15 protein-coding genes and 1 riboswitch are annotated in these 14,525 nt (G+C 68.4%); of the genes, 14 read left to right on the top strand and 1 reads right to left on the bottom strand.

Annotation, left to right across the window (positions count from 1 at the left end; genetic code table 11):
• Positions 1 to 129: 129 nt before the first annotated feature.
• On the top strand, positions 130 to 423 hold the full coding sequence (rpmB, locus tag HDC29_RS12800; protein WP_105999446.1) for a 50S ribosomal protein L28: 294 nt from the start codon (positions 130 to 132) through the stop codon (positions 421 to 423).
• 69 nt (positions 424 to 492) lie between these two features.
• On the opposite strand, the gene HDC29_RS12795 is transcribed toward rpmB, so the two are convergent.
• Positions 493 to 1,503 (bottom strand): esterase-like activity of phytase family protein, encoded by a 1,011-nt coding sequence (locus HDC29_RS12795; protein ID WP_179498111.1) that lies wholly within the window; start codon positions 1,501 to 1,503, stop codon positions 493 to 495.
• 163 nt (positions 1,504 to 1,666) lie between these two features.
• On the opposite strand from HDC29_RS12795, the gene HDC29_RS12790 reads away from it, so the two are divergent.
• From HDC29_RS12790 to cobU, 13 genes are all read left to right on the top strand, one after another.
• Positions 1,667 to 2,068, top strand: coding sequence for a glycine zipper 2TM domain-containing protein (locus HDC29_RS12790; RefSeq protein WP_179498109.1), 402 nt, complete (start codon positions 1,667 to 1,669; stop codon positions 2,066 to 2,068).
• Positions 2,069 to 2,254: 186 nt separating this feature from the next.
• Positions 2,255 to 3,343, top strand: a complete 1,089-nt coding sequence (locus HDC29_RS12785) for a Ppx/GppA phosphatase family protein (RefSeq protein ID WP_179498107.1) — start codon at positions 2,255 to 2,257, stop codon at positions 3,341 to 3,343.
• Positions 3,340 to 4,056, top strand: a complete 717-nt coding sequence (locus tag HDC29_RS12780) for an RlmE family RNA methyltransferase (RefSeq protein WP_179498105.1) — start codon at positions 3,340 to 3,342, stop codon at positions 4,054 to 4,056. Before HDC29_RS12785 ends, HDC29_RS12780 begins: the two co-directional genes overlap by 4 nt.
• A 34-nt stretch (positions 4,057 to 4,090) precedes the next feature.
• The gene (locus tag HDC29_RS12775; protein ID WP_179498103.1) at positions 4,091 to 5,551 is read left to right on the top strand and encodes a S41 family peptidase; all 1,461 of its coding nucleotides are present in this window, start codon (positions 4,091 to 4,093) and stop codon (positions 5,549 to 5,551) included.
• Between the two features lie 53 nt (positions 5,552 to 5,604).
• A riboswitch (cobalamin riboswitch) is annotated at positions 5,605 to 5,790 on the top strand.
• Between the two features lie 147 nt (positions 5,791 to 5,937).
• A complete protein-coding gene (locus HDC29_RS12770; protein ID WP_179498101.1) occupies positions 5,938 to 7,896 on the top strand; it encodes a TonB-dependent siderophore receptor in 1,959 nt (652 codons plus the stop codon).
• On the top strand, positions 7,896 to 8,303 hold the full coding sequence (locus HDC29_RS12765) for a DUF1636 domain-containing protein (RefSeq protein ID WP_179498099.1): 408 nt from the start codon (positions 7,896 to 7,898) through the stop codon (positions 8,301 to 8,303). The genes HDC29_RS12770 and HDC29_RS12765 overlap by 1 nt, the downstream gene beginning before the upstream one ends.
• Positions 8,300 to 9,316: a nicotinate-nucleotide--dimethylbenzimidazole phosphoribosyltransferase gene (cobT, locus tag HDC29_RS12760; RefSeq protein WP_179498097.1), complete on the top strand. Its 1,017-nt coding sequence runs from the start codon at positions 8,300 to 8,302 to the stop codon at positions 9,314 to 9,316. Before HDC29_RS12765 ends, cobT begins: the two co-directional genes overlap by 4 nt.
• Positions 9,313 to 9,882 (top strand): histidine phosphatase family protein, encoded by a 570-nt coding sequence (locus HDC29_RS12755; protein ID WP_179498095.1) that lies wholly within the window; start codon positions 9,313 to 9,315, stop codon positions 9,880 to 9,882. Before cobT ends, HDC29_RS12755 begins: the two co-directional genes overlap by 4 nt.
• Entirely contained in the window at positions 9,879 to 10,598 is a 720-nt protein-coding gene (locus tag HDC29_RS12750) for an adenosylcobinamide-GDP ribazoletransferase (protein WP_179498093.1), read from the top strand. The genes HDC29_RS12755 and HDC29_RS12750 overlap by 4 nt, the downstream gene beginning before the upstream one ends.
• Positions 10,595 to 11,563, top strand: a complete 969-nt coding sequence (locus tag HDC29_RS12745; RefSeq protein WP_179498091.1) for an aminotransferase class I/II-fold pyridoxal phosphate-dependent enzyme — start codon at positions 10,595 to 10,597, stop codon at positions 11,561 to 11,563. The genes HDC29_RS12750 and HDC29_RS12745 overlap by 4 nt, the downstream gene beginning before the upstream one ends.
• The gene (cbiB, locus tag HDC29_RS12740; protein ID WP_179498089.1) at positions 11,556 to 12,491 is read left to right on the top strand and encodes an adenosylcobinamide-phosphate synthase CbiB; all 936 of its coding nucleotides are present in this window, start codon (positions 11,556 to 11,558) and stop codon (positions 12,489 to 12,491) included. Before HDC29_RS12745 ends, cbiB begins: the two co-directional genes overlap by 8 nt.
• Positions 12,479 to 13,936 carry a cobyric acid synthase gene (locus HDC29_RS12735; RefSeq protein WP_179498087.1) on the top strand — a complete coding sequence of 486 codons (1,458 nt, stop codon included), beginning with the start codon at positions 12,479 to 12,481 and terminating at the stop codon, positions 13,934 to 13,936. The genes cbiB and HDC29_RS12735 overlap by 13 nt, the downstream gene beginning before the upstream one ends.
• On the top strand, positions 13,933 to 14,454 hold the full coding sequence (gene cobU, locus HDC29_RS12730; RefSeq protein ID WP_179498085.1) for a bifunctional adenosylcobinamide kinase/adenosylcobinamide-phosphate guanylyltransferase: 522 nt from the start codon (positions 13,933 to 13,935) through the stop codon (positions 14,452 to 14,454). The genes HDC29_RS12735 and cobU overlap by 4 nt, the downstream gene beginning before the upstream one ends.
• The last annotated feature ends 71 nt before the right edge of the window (positions 14,455 to 14,525 follow it).

Raw genomic sequence — 14,525 nt, 5'->3', positions numbered from 1 at the left:
TAATCGCTTGACGAATCTCCGGCAAGCCGATAAGCGCGCGCCTTTCCCGGCTCACTCCGGTTCTGCATTGCCCGTTTCTCGGGAAGTGCCCGGACGCCGATCCGAAATTTTTTGACGAGGACGAAGACGATGTCGCGCATCTGCGAACTGACCGGCAAGGGCCGCCAGGTTGGCCACAATGTCAGCCACGCCAACAACAAGACCAAGCGCACCTTCCTGCCCAACCTGCAGAATGTGACGCTGCTGTCGGACGCCCTCGGCAAGGGCGTAAAGCTGCGCGTGTCGACCCACGGCCTGCGCACGGTCGAGCATAATGGCGGCCTCGACAACTGGCTGCTCAAGGCCGGCGACGACCAGCTGTCGGCTTCGGCGCGCAAGGTGAAGAAGGAAGTCGCGAAGAAGCTGGCCGAAAAGGCCGCTTAGGCGCTTTGATCCGGCGCGGTTCCGGCCGGAACCGTCTCGGGGCACCAAGAACGCAATCAGGCCGCCGGGTTACTGCGCGGCCTTTTTGCTGTCCGGCATCCTTTTCGGCGGAAGGTCCACCAATTCGAACTGCAGCAGCAGGCTGCGCTGCCAGACGTTGAAATTATCGTCGGCGACGAGCCAGAGAAAGGTGCGGCCACCTTCGACCGACACGGCCGCGCCCTCATAATTTTCGGCGAGCGGCCAGGGCACGCGGCCGATTGTCCGCGCGCGAAGGACGGCGTCTTCCTGGATATCGGCGGGATCGGCGATTGCGATGATCGTCGTGAACACCGGATCGAACCCAAGCCGCCGATGGACGAGCAGGATGCGCCCGTCGGGCAGCGGCGCGGCATCGCTGACCAGGCCGCGCCCGTCCGACGCGTAGAAGAAGCGAAAGGGCTTCGGCCCCGGCGCCGCCGGATCGCCGGTAAAGACCAGCGCCTCGCGCCCGCGCGGATCGTCGTCGGCGTCCTCCGAAAAGACGAGCGTGCGCCCGTCGGCGAGCCGCACCATCGCTTCCGGCCCGCTGTTCGTGGGCCAGCGCGGCGGGGGGAGCTTGCGGCGCGCCTCGATGACCGCAAGGCCGCGATCGAGCCGCCAGATCTGGTTGATCCCTTCTAGCGCGATCCAGCTCTTTCCGCTGGCGCGATCGACGAACATCGCTTCGGCATCGACCGTCGATTTGCGCGCCGGGCGCCCGTCGGGGGTAGGAAGCGCGCGAATCCGGACGTCGGAAACCGCGCCGCGCGAACCGAGCGTGAACCGCGTCCAATAGCCATTGTCGCCGATCAGCTGGAAACCGCCCACCCCTCTCTCAGCCCCCGTCCGCGCGAGCGCAGAGAAGCCACCGAAGCGGCTGTGCGGGCTGACGAGGTGCCATCCGCGCACGAAGCGCATCGTGCCGCCCGCTTCCGCCGTGAAGCGTAGCGGGCGCGCGGCGGCGCTCTCGGTCAAGTCGACGCGCGGAAAGCGCAGGACGGTTCCGGGCATCGGCCCGAGCGCGGCGAAGGCCAGGGCGGCGTAAAGGAGGCGGCGCATCGCGGCGGGTTAGGGTGCCCGCATGGGAAAGGGAAGCGTTTCGGCGCGGAAAGCTGAACAACAGCCAACAATGATGTTCAGGCTTGGCTCAATGCGAATCGGGCAAAACCCCTTCATCGACCACAGCCCCAAAGGGCCAAACGACGAAAGAAGGAGAACGACGATGAAAAAGATGGTGACCCTCTCGATCGCCGCCCTGATGTCCACCGCGACGCTGGGCCTGGCAGCACCCGCCGCGGCGCAGAACGGCTATTACGACCGCGACGGCTATTCGAGCTATTACAGCGGTTATGACCGCGACGACCGTCGCTATGACCGCCGCGATTATCGCCGCGACAACCGCCGCGATTACCGCAACAACCGCAATTATTACCGCGGCGATCGTCGCAACTATCGCCAGTGCGACAAGGGCACCGGCGGGACGATCATCGGCGCGATCGCCGGCGGCCTAGCCGGTCATGAAATCGCCGGTCGCGGCGACCGCACGGTCGGCACGATCATCGGCGGCGCCGTCGGCGCCATCGCCGGCCGCGCGATCGACAAGGGGAACGACGGCTGCCGTTAAGAGGCAGGCCCGACCCCCAATAACTTCCTCTCCCACTTCCCCCGTCCGGCCCCGTGCCGGGCGGGGTTTTCCTTGTTCCCCGGCACCTGGACGGGGCCTTGCCATAATCGCGGGGGGAGCCTAGGTTCTGCGCCAAGTGCACGTTCGCGGTTTTGCGGACGCGTGAGCAGACAGGTAATAATAGCCATGCGGCAAATGGCAGCGCCATCGCGGCGACCGCCGCGGCCCGGCCCGGCGGCAAAAGGACGAAAAGCGGGCGGCGAATCGCGCCCCGTGCCGATCACGCGGTCGCGCAGCTATGCCGCGATCGACCTTGGCACCAACAATTGCAGACTCCTGATCGCGCGCCCGCAAAATGGCGAGCTCGTCGTCATCGACGCTTTTTCGCGCATCGTCCGGCTGGGCGAAGGTTTGCACGGCAGCGGCCGGATCAGCGACGCGGCGATGGACCGCACCGTCGCCGCGCTGGCGATCTGCGCCGACAAGCTGCGCCGCCGCCATGTCTCGCTGTCGCGCGCGGTGGCGACCGAGGCGTGCCGCCGCGCGAGCAACGGCGAAGAGCTGGCCGAACGCGTCCGCCGCGAGACGGGGATCGTCCTCGACATCATTTCGGCCGCCGAGGAAGCCCGGCTCGCGGTGCTGGGCTGCCACAATCTGATGGAGCCCGGCGAAGGCCCGGCGCTGATCTTCGACATCGGCGGCGGATCGACCGAGTTGATGCACGTCGATGTGTCCGACCATGACGTGCAGATCCACGACTGGATCAGCGTGCCGTGGGGCGTCGTGTCGCTGACCGAGCACGCCCCCCTGCCCGACGACAGCCTGGCGGGGCGCCAGGCGGCCTATGCGCATATGCGCGAGGTGACGCGCGAAGCCTTTGCCGGATTTGCGGCGCGCGCCGAACGCTTCACCGGCCAGCCGCTGCGCCTGCTCGGCACCAGCGGCACCGTGACGACGCTCGCGAGCGTCTTCCTGAACCTGCCGCGCTACGACCGGCGCGCGGTCGATGGCCTTGTCGTTCCCGCCGACGCGATGCGCGACATCAGCCGCCGCCTTGCCGACGCGAGCATCGCCGACCGCGCCGAAATCGCCTGCATCGGCCGCGAGCGCGCCGATCTGGTCGTCGCCGGCTGCGCGATCCTCGAAAGCATCATCGACCTGTGGCCCGCCGCGCGCGTCGGCGTCGCTGACCGCGGTATCCGCGAAGGCATTTTACGCTGTCTCGCGATGCAGGGGCGCGACATTCCCGTCACGCGCCGCGAGTATCGCAAATGAGCGGCGGAAAGGGGGGCGCCAAGGGATCGGGGGGGCGCGGTGGCCTGCACGTCCGCGTGAAGACCGCAAAGCGGCGCAGCGTGTCGTCGACGCGCTGGCTGCAACGCCAGCTCAACGATCCCTATGTGCGCCGCGCGCAGGCCGAAGGCTATCGCTCGCGCGCCGCGTACAAGCTGATCGAACTCGACGAGAAATTCGGCTTCCTCAAGAAATCGCGCGCGGTCGTCGACCTGGGCATCACGCCCGGCGGCTGGTCGCAGGTCGTGCGCAAGGCGAACCCGCGCGCGCGCGTCGCCGGGATCGACCTGCTCCATTGCGAGCCGATCGAAGGGGTCGAAATCCTCGAGATGGATTTCATGGACGATGCCGCCCCCGATGCGCTGATCGAGGCGCTCGGCTCCGCCCCCGACCTCGTGATTTCGGATATGGCGGCGAACACCGTCGGCCACCCGCAGACCGACCATCTGCGCACGATCGGCCTCGCCGAGACCGCCGCCGATTTCGCGGTGCAGAATTTGCTGCCCGGCGGCGTTTTCGTGGCGAAAGTGTTCGCGGGCGGCGCCGATCGCGAATTGTTGACTTTACTAAAGCGACACTTTTCAACGGTAAAGCACGCCAAGCCGCCCGCGAGCCGCAAGGGGTCGCCCGAACTTTATGTCATCGCCCAGGGGTTCAAGGGGCGCAGCGATGCCACGGAGACCGAGACGGATTAATCGGGGAATGGGTCGAACCGGGGGGAGAATTTTGATGGGCAAGACGAGGCAGTCGGTGGCGGCTGTAACGCTGGCGGCGCTGATGCTGGCATCGTGCGGCGGCGGCGACGGCGGGACATTGGGTAGCAATCCGGTCACGGTCACCCCGACGCCCAGCCCCACGCCGACCCCGACGCCGAATTGTGCGCTCGCCTCGCGCCAGAGCTTTGCCAAGGCAGTGATCGACGAATGGTATCTGTTCCCGGGCGACGTCGCGAGCGGCGTCAATCCCGGCAGCTACAGCGACGTCCAATCCTATATCGACGCGCTGGTTGCCCCAGCGCGGGCGCTGAACAAGGACCGTTTCTTCACCTACATCACCTCGATCGCCGAGGAGAACGCCTTCTTTTCCAGCGGATCGAGCGCGGGGTTCGGCGTGCTCATGGCCTATGACGCGGCGGGTCAGCGCGTCGTCATCGCCGAAGCCTATGAGGGCGCGCCGGCCTTTGCTGCGGGGATCGACCGCGGCACCGCGATCGTCGGGATCGGCACCAACAGCGGCAATGTGCGGAGCGTTGCGAGCATCGTCGCCGCCGAAGGGACGGCGGGACTGGCCGATGCGCTCGGCCCGAACGATCCGGGGGTGAGCCGCGTGCTGCGCATCACCGACGCGGCCGGCACGCGCGACGTCACCGTCGCCAAGGCCGATTATTCGCTCGACCCGGTTTCGGACCGCTATGGCGCCAAGGTCATCACCGAGGGCGGGCGGAGCTATGGCTATCTCAACCTGCGCAGCTTCATCTCGTCGGCCGACGGCCAGCTGACCAATGCCTTCGCCGATTTCCGCGCGCAGGGCGTCACCGACATCATCATCGATTTCCGCTATAATGGCGGCGGTCTGGTTTCGACGGCCAATCTTATGGGCGACCTGATGGGCGCGGGGCGCGCCGGCCAGCTCTTTTCGCAGACGCGCTTTCGCAGCAGTAAGTCGAGCGAGGACGACGAGCATCGCTTCGCGCCGGTCGCGCAATCGATCGCGCCGACGCGCATCGCCTTCATCGGAACCGGATCGACCGCCTCGGCCAGCGAGCTGGTGATCAATTCGATGCTGCCCTATCTCGGCGCCGACATGACGCTCGTCGGCAGCAACACCTATGGCAAGCCGGTCGGCCAGATCGCGCTCGACAAGGCCGAATGCGACGACCGCATGCGCGTGGTCGCATTCGCCACGGGCAATGCCGCAGGACAGAGCGATTATTATGACGGGCTCGCACCGAAGATCGCGAACAGCTGCGCCGCGAACGATGATCTGACGCTCCCGCTCGGCGACCCGCGCGAGGCGTCGATCCGCGCCGCGATCGACTTCCTCGCCGGCAACGCCTGCCCGACCCGGATCGCCGATGCGAGTGCCGGCGCGGCGGCGCGCAGCAGCCGGATGCTGGTGCCCGCGGCCCCCGCGATGCTGGTGCCCGAGCGCCCGAGCGCGGCGCAGCGGGAATTGCCAGGGCTGTTCTGACCGATCGCGCGCTCCCGTCGCGGCGATTGACCGCGGCCGCCAAAACCGGCTAACGGCCGCGGCAAGCGACAGGTTCCTCGGCGACGGGGACTAAGAGGGAACGGGAAAACCCCGGCTGCCCCTGCAACTGTACGCGGCGAGCCATCGGCCACATGCCATTGGGACTTTCAGTCCCGAGAAGGCGGCCGACCGGCGCTGACCCGCAAGCCAGGAGACCTGCCCGTCGCCGTCGTCTTTCGACCGGACAGGGTGTGCCGGGCGGACGGGGGTGAACCCGCATGACGACAAGCTTGGCCGCGTTCGCGCGCGGGCTCGATGTCGTGCGTCCCCAAAGGACAACCCATCGAGCCCGCGCGCGCGGGCGGCATTGTCGATGGGTTGATTATATGTTCAAATTTATTTTCCGAAGTTCGATCTGCCTTGCCGCCGTCGCGGCCTCCTCCGCCGCGGCCGCCGAGGACGCACCCTCCGCACACGCCGTCGCCGCCGACGGCGACAGCATCATCGTCACCGCGACGCGCGCGCCGCTGGCGCTCGACGAAGTGCCGTCGTCGATAACCGTGCTCGACAAGGAAGCGATCGACCGCGCGCAGGATATCGGCGTCACCGAATTGCTGCTCCGCACGCCGGGTATCAGCATCTCGCGCAACGGCGGCTATGGCACGTCGACCTCGCTGCGCATCCGCGGCGCCGAGTCCGAGCATAGCGTCGTCGTCATCGACGGGGTGAAGCTCAACGATCCATCATCGACCGGCGGCGGCTTCAACTTCACCAATTTGCTGGCGGGCGATATTTCGCGGATCGAGGTGCTGCGCGGGCCACAGTCGATCCTATGGGGCAGCCAGGCGATCGGCGGGGTCGTCAATATCGTCACCGCCTCGCCCGAAAAGGCGCTCGAAGGCAGCTTCGACCTCGAGGCTGGGTCGCGCCAGACCGTCAGCGCGCGCGCCGCGGTCGGCGGGCGAACGGGGCCACTCAGCTGGCGCCTCGGCGGCCAGCGTTTCACCACCGACGGCATTTCGTCGCACGCCGAGGCGTTCGGCGGCACCGAGCGCGACGGCTATCGCAACAGCAATGTCTCGGGCCGCGCCGAACTGGCGCTCGCCGACAATGTCAGCGCCGAAGTGCACGGCACTTATTCGAGCGGCCGGGTCGAATTCGACGGCTTCAACACCGATAGCAACGACTATGGGCTGAACAAGGAATTCGTCGGCTATGCGGGGCTGAATTTCGACCTTGCCGGCGGGCGATTCCGCAACCGGATCGCTTTTGCCTATACCGACACGAACCGCGACAATTTCAACCCTGACCGCGCGCGGCCGCGCAGTTTCGAGGCCGACGGCGCGAACAAGCGCTGGGAATATCAGGGTAGCTTCGACGTCAGCGCCCGCATCACCGCGATTTTCGGGGTCGAAAACGAACGCTCGGACTTTCGCAGCCGCTCGCCCTCGGCATCGCTTGGAACCCCGCTCCCCGATTTCGTGCGCGGCAAGGCCGAGATCACGAGCGTCTATGGCCAGCTCGGCGTCGAGCCGGTTGACGGGCTGACGCTCAACGGCGGCGTCCGTTACGACGATCATGATCGCTACGGCGGGCAGACGCTGTTCGCGGCGGGTGGCGTGTGGCGCCTTTCGACGGGCACGGTGCTGCGCGCGAGCTATGGCGAGGGGTTCAAGGCGCCGGGGCTTTACCAGCTGTTCAGCGAATATGGGAATGTCGGGCTCGACCCCGAGGAAGCGCACGGCTGGGAAGCCGGGATCGAACAGCATCTTCTGGGCCGCAAACTCGTCGTCGGCGCGACCTGGTTCGATCGCACGACGACGAACCAGATCATCTACAATGGCTGTTCGACGCCCTCGACCGATCCGCTCTGCACGGTTCCCGGCATCAACCCGCCCACCCCGCGCTTCGGATATTATCTCAACGTCGCGCGCAGCGAAGCGCATGGCGTCGAAGGCTCCGCGGCGCTCACCCTCGGCGCGCTGACGGTGGACGGCAATTATAGCTGGATCGCCTCCGAGGATCGTTCGGCGGGCGCCAATTTCGGCAATTGGCTGCCGCGCCGCCCGCGCAATACCGCCAATGCATCGGCAAGTTATGGCTTCGGCTTCGGGCTCGAACTCGGCGCGGCGTTGCGCTGGTCGGGCAAGAGCTATGACAATGCGAGCAACGCCCAGCGGCTGGGTGGCTATACGCTCGTCGACCTGCGCGCAGAAGTTGCACTGTCCGACGCGGTGAAGCTGTTCGCGCGTGCCGAAAATATCTTCGCCGAGCATTATATGACGGCCTACCGCTATGGCTCGCTCGGCCGCAGCATCTATGCCGGCATAAGGGGGCGTTTCTGATGCTGACACGCGTCGATCCCGGGCCCGCGGTGGTGGTGTGCAATAGCTGCCGCCACAGCCGCGCGGCCCAAGTCGATGCCGAAGGCGTGCGTGGCGGCGCGCGGCTGGTCGCGGCGCTGAAGCGTCTCAAGCTCGCCGAGCCGCGCTACGCCGGGATCGCGGTGCAGGACATGGCATGCCTCTTTGCCTGCCAGGATCATTGCACCGTCCATCTGCGCGCGCCGGGCAAGATCGGCTATGTGCTTGGGCGGTTCGGCGGCGACGAGGCCTCAGCGCGCGCGATTCTCGACTATGCCGTCCATTATGCGGCGAGCGCGCATGGTCGCGTCGCCTATTCGCTGTGGCCCGAGGGCGTCAAAGGCCATTTCATCGCTCGGACACCACCACCGGGATTTGTTGGCGAATGACCTGTTTTCTGTCGATCGAAGCCTTCGAGGCCGCTCTCGCCGAGCTGCGCGACCCCGATGCCCATGCCGCCGCCGATGCACGCGTGCGGCAGGCCGAGCTGACCAAACCCGCCGGATCGCTCGGGCGGCTCGAGGATCTGGCGATCTTCTTCGCCGGCTGGCAGGGCCGCGCGCGGCCACGGATCGCGCGCGCGCGCGCCGCGATCTTCGCGAGCAATCACGGCGTCACCATCCACGGCGTCAGCGCCTTTCCGCCGAGCGTGACCGCGCAGATGGTCGCCAATTTCGCGAACGGGGGCGCAGCGATCAACGCCTTGTCGGAGGCGGCGGGGGTCGAGCTGACGGTGGTCGCGCTCGACCTCGAGCGGCCGACCGCCGATTTCACGAACGCCCCCGCGATGGCCGAGGCCGAATGCCTCGACGCGCTGAACCGCGGCGCGGCGGTGGTCGAGGCCGATCTCGACCTGATCCTGCTCGGCGAGATGGGTATCGGCAATTCGACCGCCGCCGCCGCGCTCTGCGCGCGCAGCTTTGCCGGCGGCGTGACGGGATGGGTCGGCCCGGGGACCGGGGTCGACGGCCACGGCGTCGCGCGCAAGATCGAGGTGATTGAACGCGCACTCGCCTTCCATGGCGCTGCGCCGCGCTCGGCTTTCGAAACGCTGCGCCGCGTCGGCGGGCGCGAGATCGCGGCAATCGCGGGCGCCATCGTGCGCGCGCGCCAGCTGGGCGTTCCGGTGCTGCTCGACGGCTTTATCTGCACATCGGCAATCGCGCCGCTGGCGGCGGAGAATCCCGCGATCGTCGGCCATTGCATCGCGGGCCATTGCTCGGCGGAGCCGGGGCACAAGCGGCTGCTGGCATTGCTCGGACTCGACCCTTTGCTGTCGCTCGATATGCGGCTCGGCGAAGGCAGCGGCGCGGCGGTCGCGGCCAATATCGTCCGCAGCGCGCTCGCGGCGCACGACCGGATGGCGACCTTTGCCGAGGCGCAGGTTTCGGCGTCGCTGTGAGCGGCTTCGCGCTTCATTTGCTGCGCCACGGCGCGCCCGAAACGCCGGGGCTGCTGATGGGGCGCACCGACGGCTCGCCGACCGCGGCAGGCATCGCCGCTTGCGCCGCGCAAGCCGGAGGCCTCGGCATCGAACGCCTGATCGCGTCCGACCTTCGCCGCAGCCGCGACGCCGGCGAAGTCATCGGCGACGCGATCGGCGTGCCGCTCGCGATCGATCCGCGCTGGCGTGAACTCGATTTCGGCGACTGGGACGGCGGGCCAGCCAGCGCGGTCGACGCGCAGGCGCTCGGCCGTTTCTGGGACGATCCCGACACCAACCCGCCGCCGGGCGGCGAACGCTGGTCGGCGCTGGTTGCGCGGGTGTCCGCGGCAATAGCGGATCTGTCTCCGGTCCCGACGCTGGTCGTCACCCACGGCGGGGCGATGCGCGCGGCGCTGCACCATCTTTGCGGATTCGACCAGCGCCAGCTCTGGGCCTTCGACCTCCCCTATGCGGCACTGCTTTCGCTCCGCGTCTGGCCGGGTGAGCGGCGAAGTGCACAGATTGCAGGGCTTTACCCATGAAAGGGCTGATTATCGCGATCCAGTTCCTGACGCGGCTGCCGACCCCGCGCGTCGCGGTGTCGAGCGACGAATTCGCGGCGTCGATGCGCTGGTTTCCCGCTGTCGGGCTGATCGTCGGTTTTCTCGTCGCCGGCGCGGGTTGGACCGGGGCGCGGATCGATCCATGGACCGGCGCGCTTGCGGCGCTGGTCGTATGGGGCGCCGTCACCGGCGCGCTGCACCTCGACGGGCTGGGTGACATCGCCGACGCGAGCGGTGCGGCGCACAAGCACCGCGACCGGCTGCTCGCGGTGCTGGGCGACCCGCATGCCGGGAGCTTCGCGGTGGTCGCGATCGCCCTGCAATTGATCGCCAAGCTGGTGCTGCTCCACGCATTGCTTGAGCGCGAGGCGTTCGTCGCCATCGCGCTCGTGCCTTTCGCGGCGCGGATCGGCCCGCTGATATGGTCGCGCGTGCTGCCCGACCTGCACGCGGGGCTCGGCTCGCGCTTCCGCAATGTGGTGCGTCCGGCCGATTTGCTGATCTGGGCCCTGCTGCTCGTCGCGGCGGCGTGGGTATCGCCGTCGCTGCTCGCCGCGCCGCTCGTCTTCCTTTTCTGGGGCTGGTGGCTGATGCGCCGGATCGGCGGGATTTCGGGCGACGGGCATGGCGCGGGCATCGAGATCGGCGAAAGCCTGCTCCTCGCAGCCGCGCTGGTGCTGGCGCATTTCGCATGAACGATCGGTGGATCTGGCATGGCGGGGGCATCGAAGCCGCGAAGCGCCATTTCGGCGAAGGCGACTGGATCGACCTGTCGACGGGTCTCAACCCGCATCCCTGGCCAGGCGCCGCGAGCATGGTGTTCGACTGGCGGCGATTGCCCGAGCCCGAGGCCCTCGCACAGCTCGAAGCCAACGCCGCCGCCTGTTTCGGGGTCGATCCGCGTTACGTCTGCGCAGTGCCGGGCAGCGAGATCGGGTTGCGCCTTGTCGGCGCGCTGATCGGGGGCGCCGCACGCCATGTCGTTCCCGGATATCGCACGCATGGTGAGATGATTCCGGACAGCATAGCGACCGACCGCGACGACGCGCCGGGCGCCGCAGGGCATTTGATCCTCGCCAACCCCAACAATCCCGACGGGCGCACCATCGCCGCCGAAGCGATCCGCGAATTGCTCGACCCCCGCGACGGCTGGCTGCTCGTCGATGAGGCCTTTGCCGACGCCGACCCGGCGCAGAGCGTCGCGGCGGCGGTCGATGACGCGCAAAGGCTGATCGTCTTTCGATCGTTCGGCAAATTCTTCGGCCTTGCGGGGGTGCGGCTCGGTTTCGTCCTCGCCCCGCAGGTGATCGTCGCGGCGCTGCGAGCGCGGCTCGGCGCATGGCCCTTGTCCCAAGCGGCCATCGCGATGGGCACCGCCGCCTATGTCGATTCCGGGTGGATCGCCGCGACGCGGCGTCGCCTCCCCGATGACGCTGCGGCGCTCGATGCGATGCTGGCGCGACATGGTTATCGCCCGGCGGGCGCCTGTCCCCTCTTCCGCCTGATCGAGGCCGACGACGCGCGCGCCCTGTTCGAGCATCTCGCCCGGCGCGCGATCCTCACCCGCCCCTTTGCCGAGCAGCCGCGCTGGCTGCGTCTCGGCCTGCCCGCCGACGCCGCGGCGCTCGCGCGGCTCGACGCCGCGCTTGGCCGTGGCTGAGCCCGTCGCGCTCACCGCGCTCGCGCTCGACGCGGCGCTCGGCTGGCCGCGCGCGCTCTATCGACGCGTCGGCCATCCGGTCGGGCTGTTCGCGCGGATCATCGCCGGCTGCGAGGCGCGGTGGAACCGGGCCGAATATGGCTTTGCCAGGCGGCGCGCGCTGGGTGCTTTGGCGCTTGGCTTGCTGTTGTTCGGCACGGGCGGCGCCGGCCTCGCAGTCCAGACGCTGCTGCTCGCGCGCTTCGGGGCATGGGGCTGGATTACCGTCGCGATCCTCGTTTGGCCGGCGCTTGCGCAGCGCAGTCTGTTCGATCATGTCCGCGCGGTCGGCGAGCGGATCGATGCCGGCGACCTGCCCGGTGCCCGCGCGGCCGTCGGGATGATCGTCGGCCGCGACACCGCCGCGCTGGGCGAAGCCGGGGTCGCGCGCGCCGCGATCGAAAGCCTTGCCGAAAGCTTTTGCGACGGGGTCGCCGCGCCGCTTTTCTGGCTGCTGATCTTCGGCCTGCCGGGCGTATGGGCGTATAAGGCGGCGAACACCGCAGACAGCCTGATCGGCCATCGCGAGGACCGCTGGCGCGCCTTCGGCTGGGCGGCGGCCCGCACGGACGATCTCGCGAACTGGATTCCCGCGCGGCTGTCGGGGCTGCTTCTGTGTATCGTCGGCGGCGGATGGCGCATCATGTGGCGCGACGCGCGCAATCACGCCTCGCCCAACGCGGGCTGGCCCGAAGCGGCGATGGCGGGCGCGTTGGGGCTTCGGCTGGCGGGCCCGGTCGCCTATGACGGGGTGATGCACGACAAGCCATGGATCGGCGATGGGGCCAGCGACGCAGGCGGCGGTGATATCGACCGCGCGCTCGCCGTCTATTTGCGCGCCTGCCTGCTCCTGTGGCTGAGCGCGGGGGGCGCGGCATGGCTGCGCTGATGCTGCAGGGTACGGGGTCCGATGTCGGCAAGTCGGTGCTCGTCGCGGCGCTGTGCCGCTGTCTGACCAATCGCGACCTTCGCGTACTTCCATTCAAACCGCAGAATATGTCGAACAATGCCGCGGTCACCGCCGACGGCGGTGAGATCGGGCGCGCGCAGGCGCTGCAGGCGCTGGCGTGCCGCGCGGAGCCGCACAGCGACATGAACCCCGTGCTGCTGAAGCCGCAGGCCGACCGCACGTCGCAACTGATCGTCCACGGACGGGTGCGCGGCACATTGGGCAGCGGCAATTTCCGCGAGGCGCGGGGCGCGCTGATGGCCGAGGTGCTCGAAAGCCATGACAGGCTGCGGCGCCAGTGCGACATTATCATCGTCGAAGGCGCCGGATCGCCGGCCGAGATCAACCTGCGCGCGGGCGACATCGCCAACATGGGCTTCGCGCGCGCCGCGAACGTGCCCGTCGTGCTGATCGGCGATATCGACCGCGGCGGCGTAATCGCGTCGGTCGTCGGGACGCGCGCGGTGATCGAGCCCGACGACGCAGCGATGATCCGCGGTTTTCTGATCAACAAGTTCCGCGGCGACCCCGCGCTGTTCGAGGACGGCTATCGCGCGATCGAGCGGCGGAGCGGCTGGCCGGGGCTGGGCGTCATTCCCTGGCTGAGCGCGGCGGCGCGCTTGCCAAGCGAGGACGCGGTGATCCTCGACCGCGCCGCCGACCCGCAGGAGGGGCGCAAGCTGATCGCCTGCCCGATCCTGCCGCGCATATCGAATTTCGACGATCTCGATCCGCTGAAGCTCGAACCCGGAGTCGAGGTCGTGATGGTGCCGCCGGGGCGGCCGATTCCCGCCGAGGCGGCAATGATCGTGCTGCCGGGATCGAAAGCGACGATCGCCGACCTCGCCGCGCTGCGCGCCGAGGGCTGGGATATCGACATCCGGGCGCACCACCGGCGCGGCGGGCTGATCGTCGGACTGTGCGGCGGATATCAGATGCTCGGGCGCCGGATCGCCGATCCGCTGGGGATCGAAGGCGCACCTGCCGAGGTCGAGGGGCTGGGCCTGCTCGATGTCGAAACGACACTCTCGCCCGCGAAAATATTGCGCCGCGTGCGCGGCACCGCATTGGGTGCGCCGGTGGAAGGCTATGAAATGCACATGGGCGAAACGCGCGGCCCCGGTGCGGCGCGGCGCATGGCGATGCTCGAGGATGGCGCAGAGGACGGCGCGATCGATCCAGCGGGCCGCGTGATCGGCTCCTATCTGCATGGCCTGTTCGCGTCGGCCGACCTGCGCCGCGCGCTACTCGCGCGGATCGATGTCACGGCAAGCGGACGCGATTATGCCGCCGATGTCGACACCGCGCTCGACGATATCGCCGCCGAGTTCGCGCGCTACGCCGATGTTGACGCGATGCTGCGGATCGCGGGGATCGGCGGATGAGCGAGCCGTCGCTGTTCGTGCTCGGCGGCGCGCGGTCGGGCAAGAGCCGCTATGCGCAGGCGCGCGCCGAGGCGGCCGGGGCGAACCCCGTCTTCGTCGCGACCGCCGAAGCCTTCGACGACGAGATGCGCGAGCGCATCGCGCGCCATCGCGCCGACCGCGATATGCGCTGGACGACGGTCGAGGCGCCGCGCGAACTGCCCGCCGCAATCGATGCCATGAATGGAGAAGGAGCCGTCGTGCTCGTCGACTGCCTGACGCTCTGGGTGTCGAACCTGCTGCTCGCCGACGCAAATATCGCGCGCGCCGGGCAGCAATTATGCGATGCGATCGGCCGTTTCGAGGGCACGCTGATCCTCGTCGCCAACGAGGTCGGCCTCGGCATCGTGCCCGACAACGCACTGGCGCGGGCGTTTCGCGACGCGGCCGGGCAGCTCAACCAGTCGGTCGCCGCCACCGCGGCGGAAGTCGTGCTGGTCACCGCCAGCCTCCCGCTCACGCTCAAACCGCGGCATTAGTCTCTACGCTGCGCCAATCATGGTGAACGCACTGTTTACCATGACCATGAAGCAGATTCTCACTTCGCCCC

This window comes from Sphingopyxis sp. JAI108, assembly GCF_013410105.1.
GTDB lineage: Bacteria > Pseudomonadota > Alphaproteobacteria > Sphingomonadales > Sphingomonadaceae > Sphingopyxis > Sphingopyxis chilensis.
Note: the sequence above shows the minus strand (reverse complement) of the source record. Positions and strands in the feature narration are given on the sequence as shown.

What these genes read in the sequence shown, in the direction of transcription:
- rpmB (WP_105999446.1), top strand. Translation starts at nt 130, where the DNA reads ATGTCGCGCATCTGCGAACTGACCGGCAAGGGCCGCCAGGTTGGCCAC.
- HDC29_RS12795 (WP_179498111.1), bottom strand. Translation starts at nt 1,503, where the DNA reads ATGCGCCGCCTCCTTTACGCCGCCCTGGCCTTCGCCGCGCTCGGGCCG.
- HDC29_RS12790 (WP_179498109.1), top strand. Translation starts at nt 1,667, where the DNA reads ATGAAAAAGATGGTGACCCTCTCGATCGCCGCCCTGATGTCCACCGCG.
- HDC29_RS12785 (WP_179498107.1), top strand. Translation starts at nt 2,255, where the DNA reads ATGCGGCAAATGGCAGCGCCATCGCGGCGACCGCCGCGGCCCGGCCCG.
- HDC29_RS12780 (WP_179498105.1), top strand. Translation starts at nt 3,340, where the DNA reads ATGAGCGGCGGAAAGGGGGGCGCCAAGGGATCGGGGGGGCGCGGTGGC.
- HDC29_RS12775 (WP_179498103.1), top strand. Translation starts at nt 4,091, where the DNA reads ATGGGCAAGACGAGGCAGTCGGTGGCGGCTGTAACGCTGGCGGCGCTG.
- HDC29_RS12770 (WP_179498101.1), top strand. Translation starts at nt 5,938, where the DNA reads ATGTTCAAATTTATTTTCCGAAGTTCGATCTGCCTTGCCGCCGTCGCG.
- HDC29_RS12765 (WP_179498099.1), top strand. Translation starts at nt 7,896, where the DNA reads ATGCTGACACGCGTCGATCCCGGGCCCGCGGTGGTGGTGTGCAATAGC.
- cobT (WP_179498097.1), top strand. Translation starts at nt 8,300, where the DNA reads ATGACCTGTTTTCTGTCGATCGAAGCCTTCGAGGCCGCTCTCGCCGAG.
- HDC29_RS12750 (WP_179498093.1), top strand. Translation starts at nt 9,879, where the DNA reads ATGAAAGGGCTGATTATCGCGATCCAGTTCCTGACGCGGCTGCCGACC.
- HDC29_RS12745 (WP_179498091.1), top strand. Translation starts at nt 10,595, where the DNA reads ATGAACGATCGGTGGATCTGGCATGGCGGGGGCATCGAAGCCGCGAAG.
- HDC29_RS12735 (WP_179498087.1), top strand. Translation starts at nt 12,479, where the DNA reads ATGGCTGCGCTGATGCTGCAGGGTACGGGGTCCGATGTCGGCAAGTCG.
- cobU (WP_179498085.1), top strand. Translation starts at nt 13,933, where the DNA reads ATGAGCGAGCCGTCGCTGTTCGTGCTCGGCGGCGCGCGGTCGGGCAAG.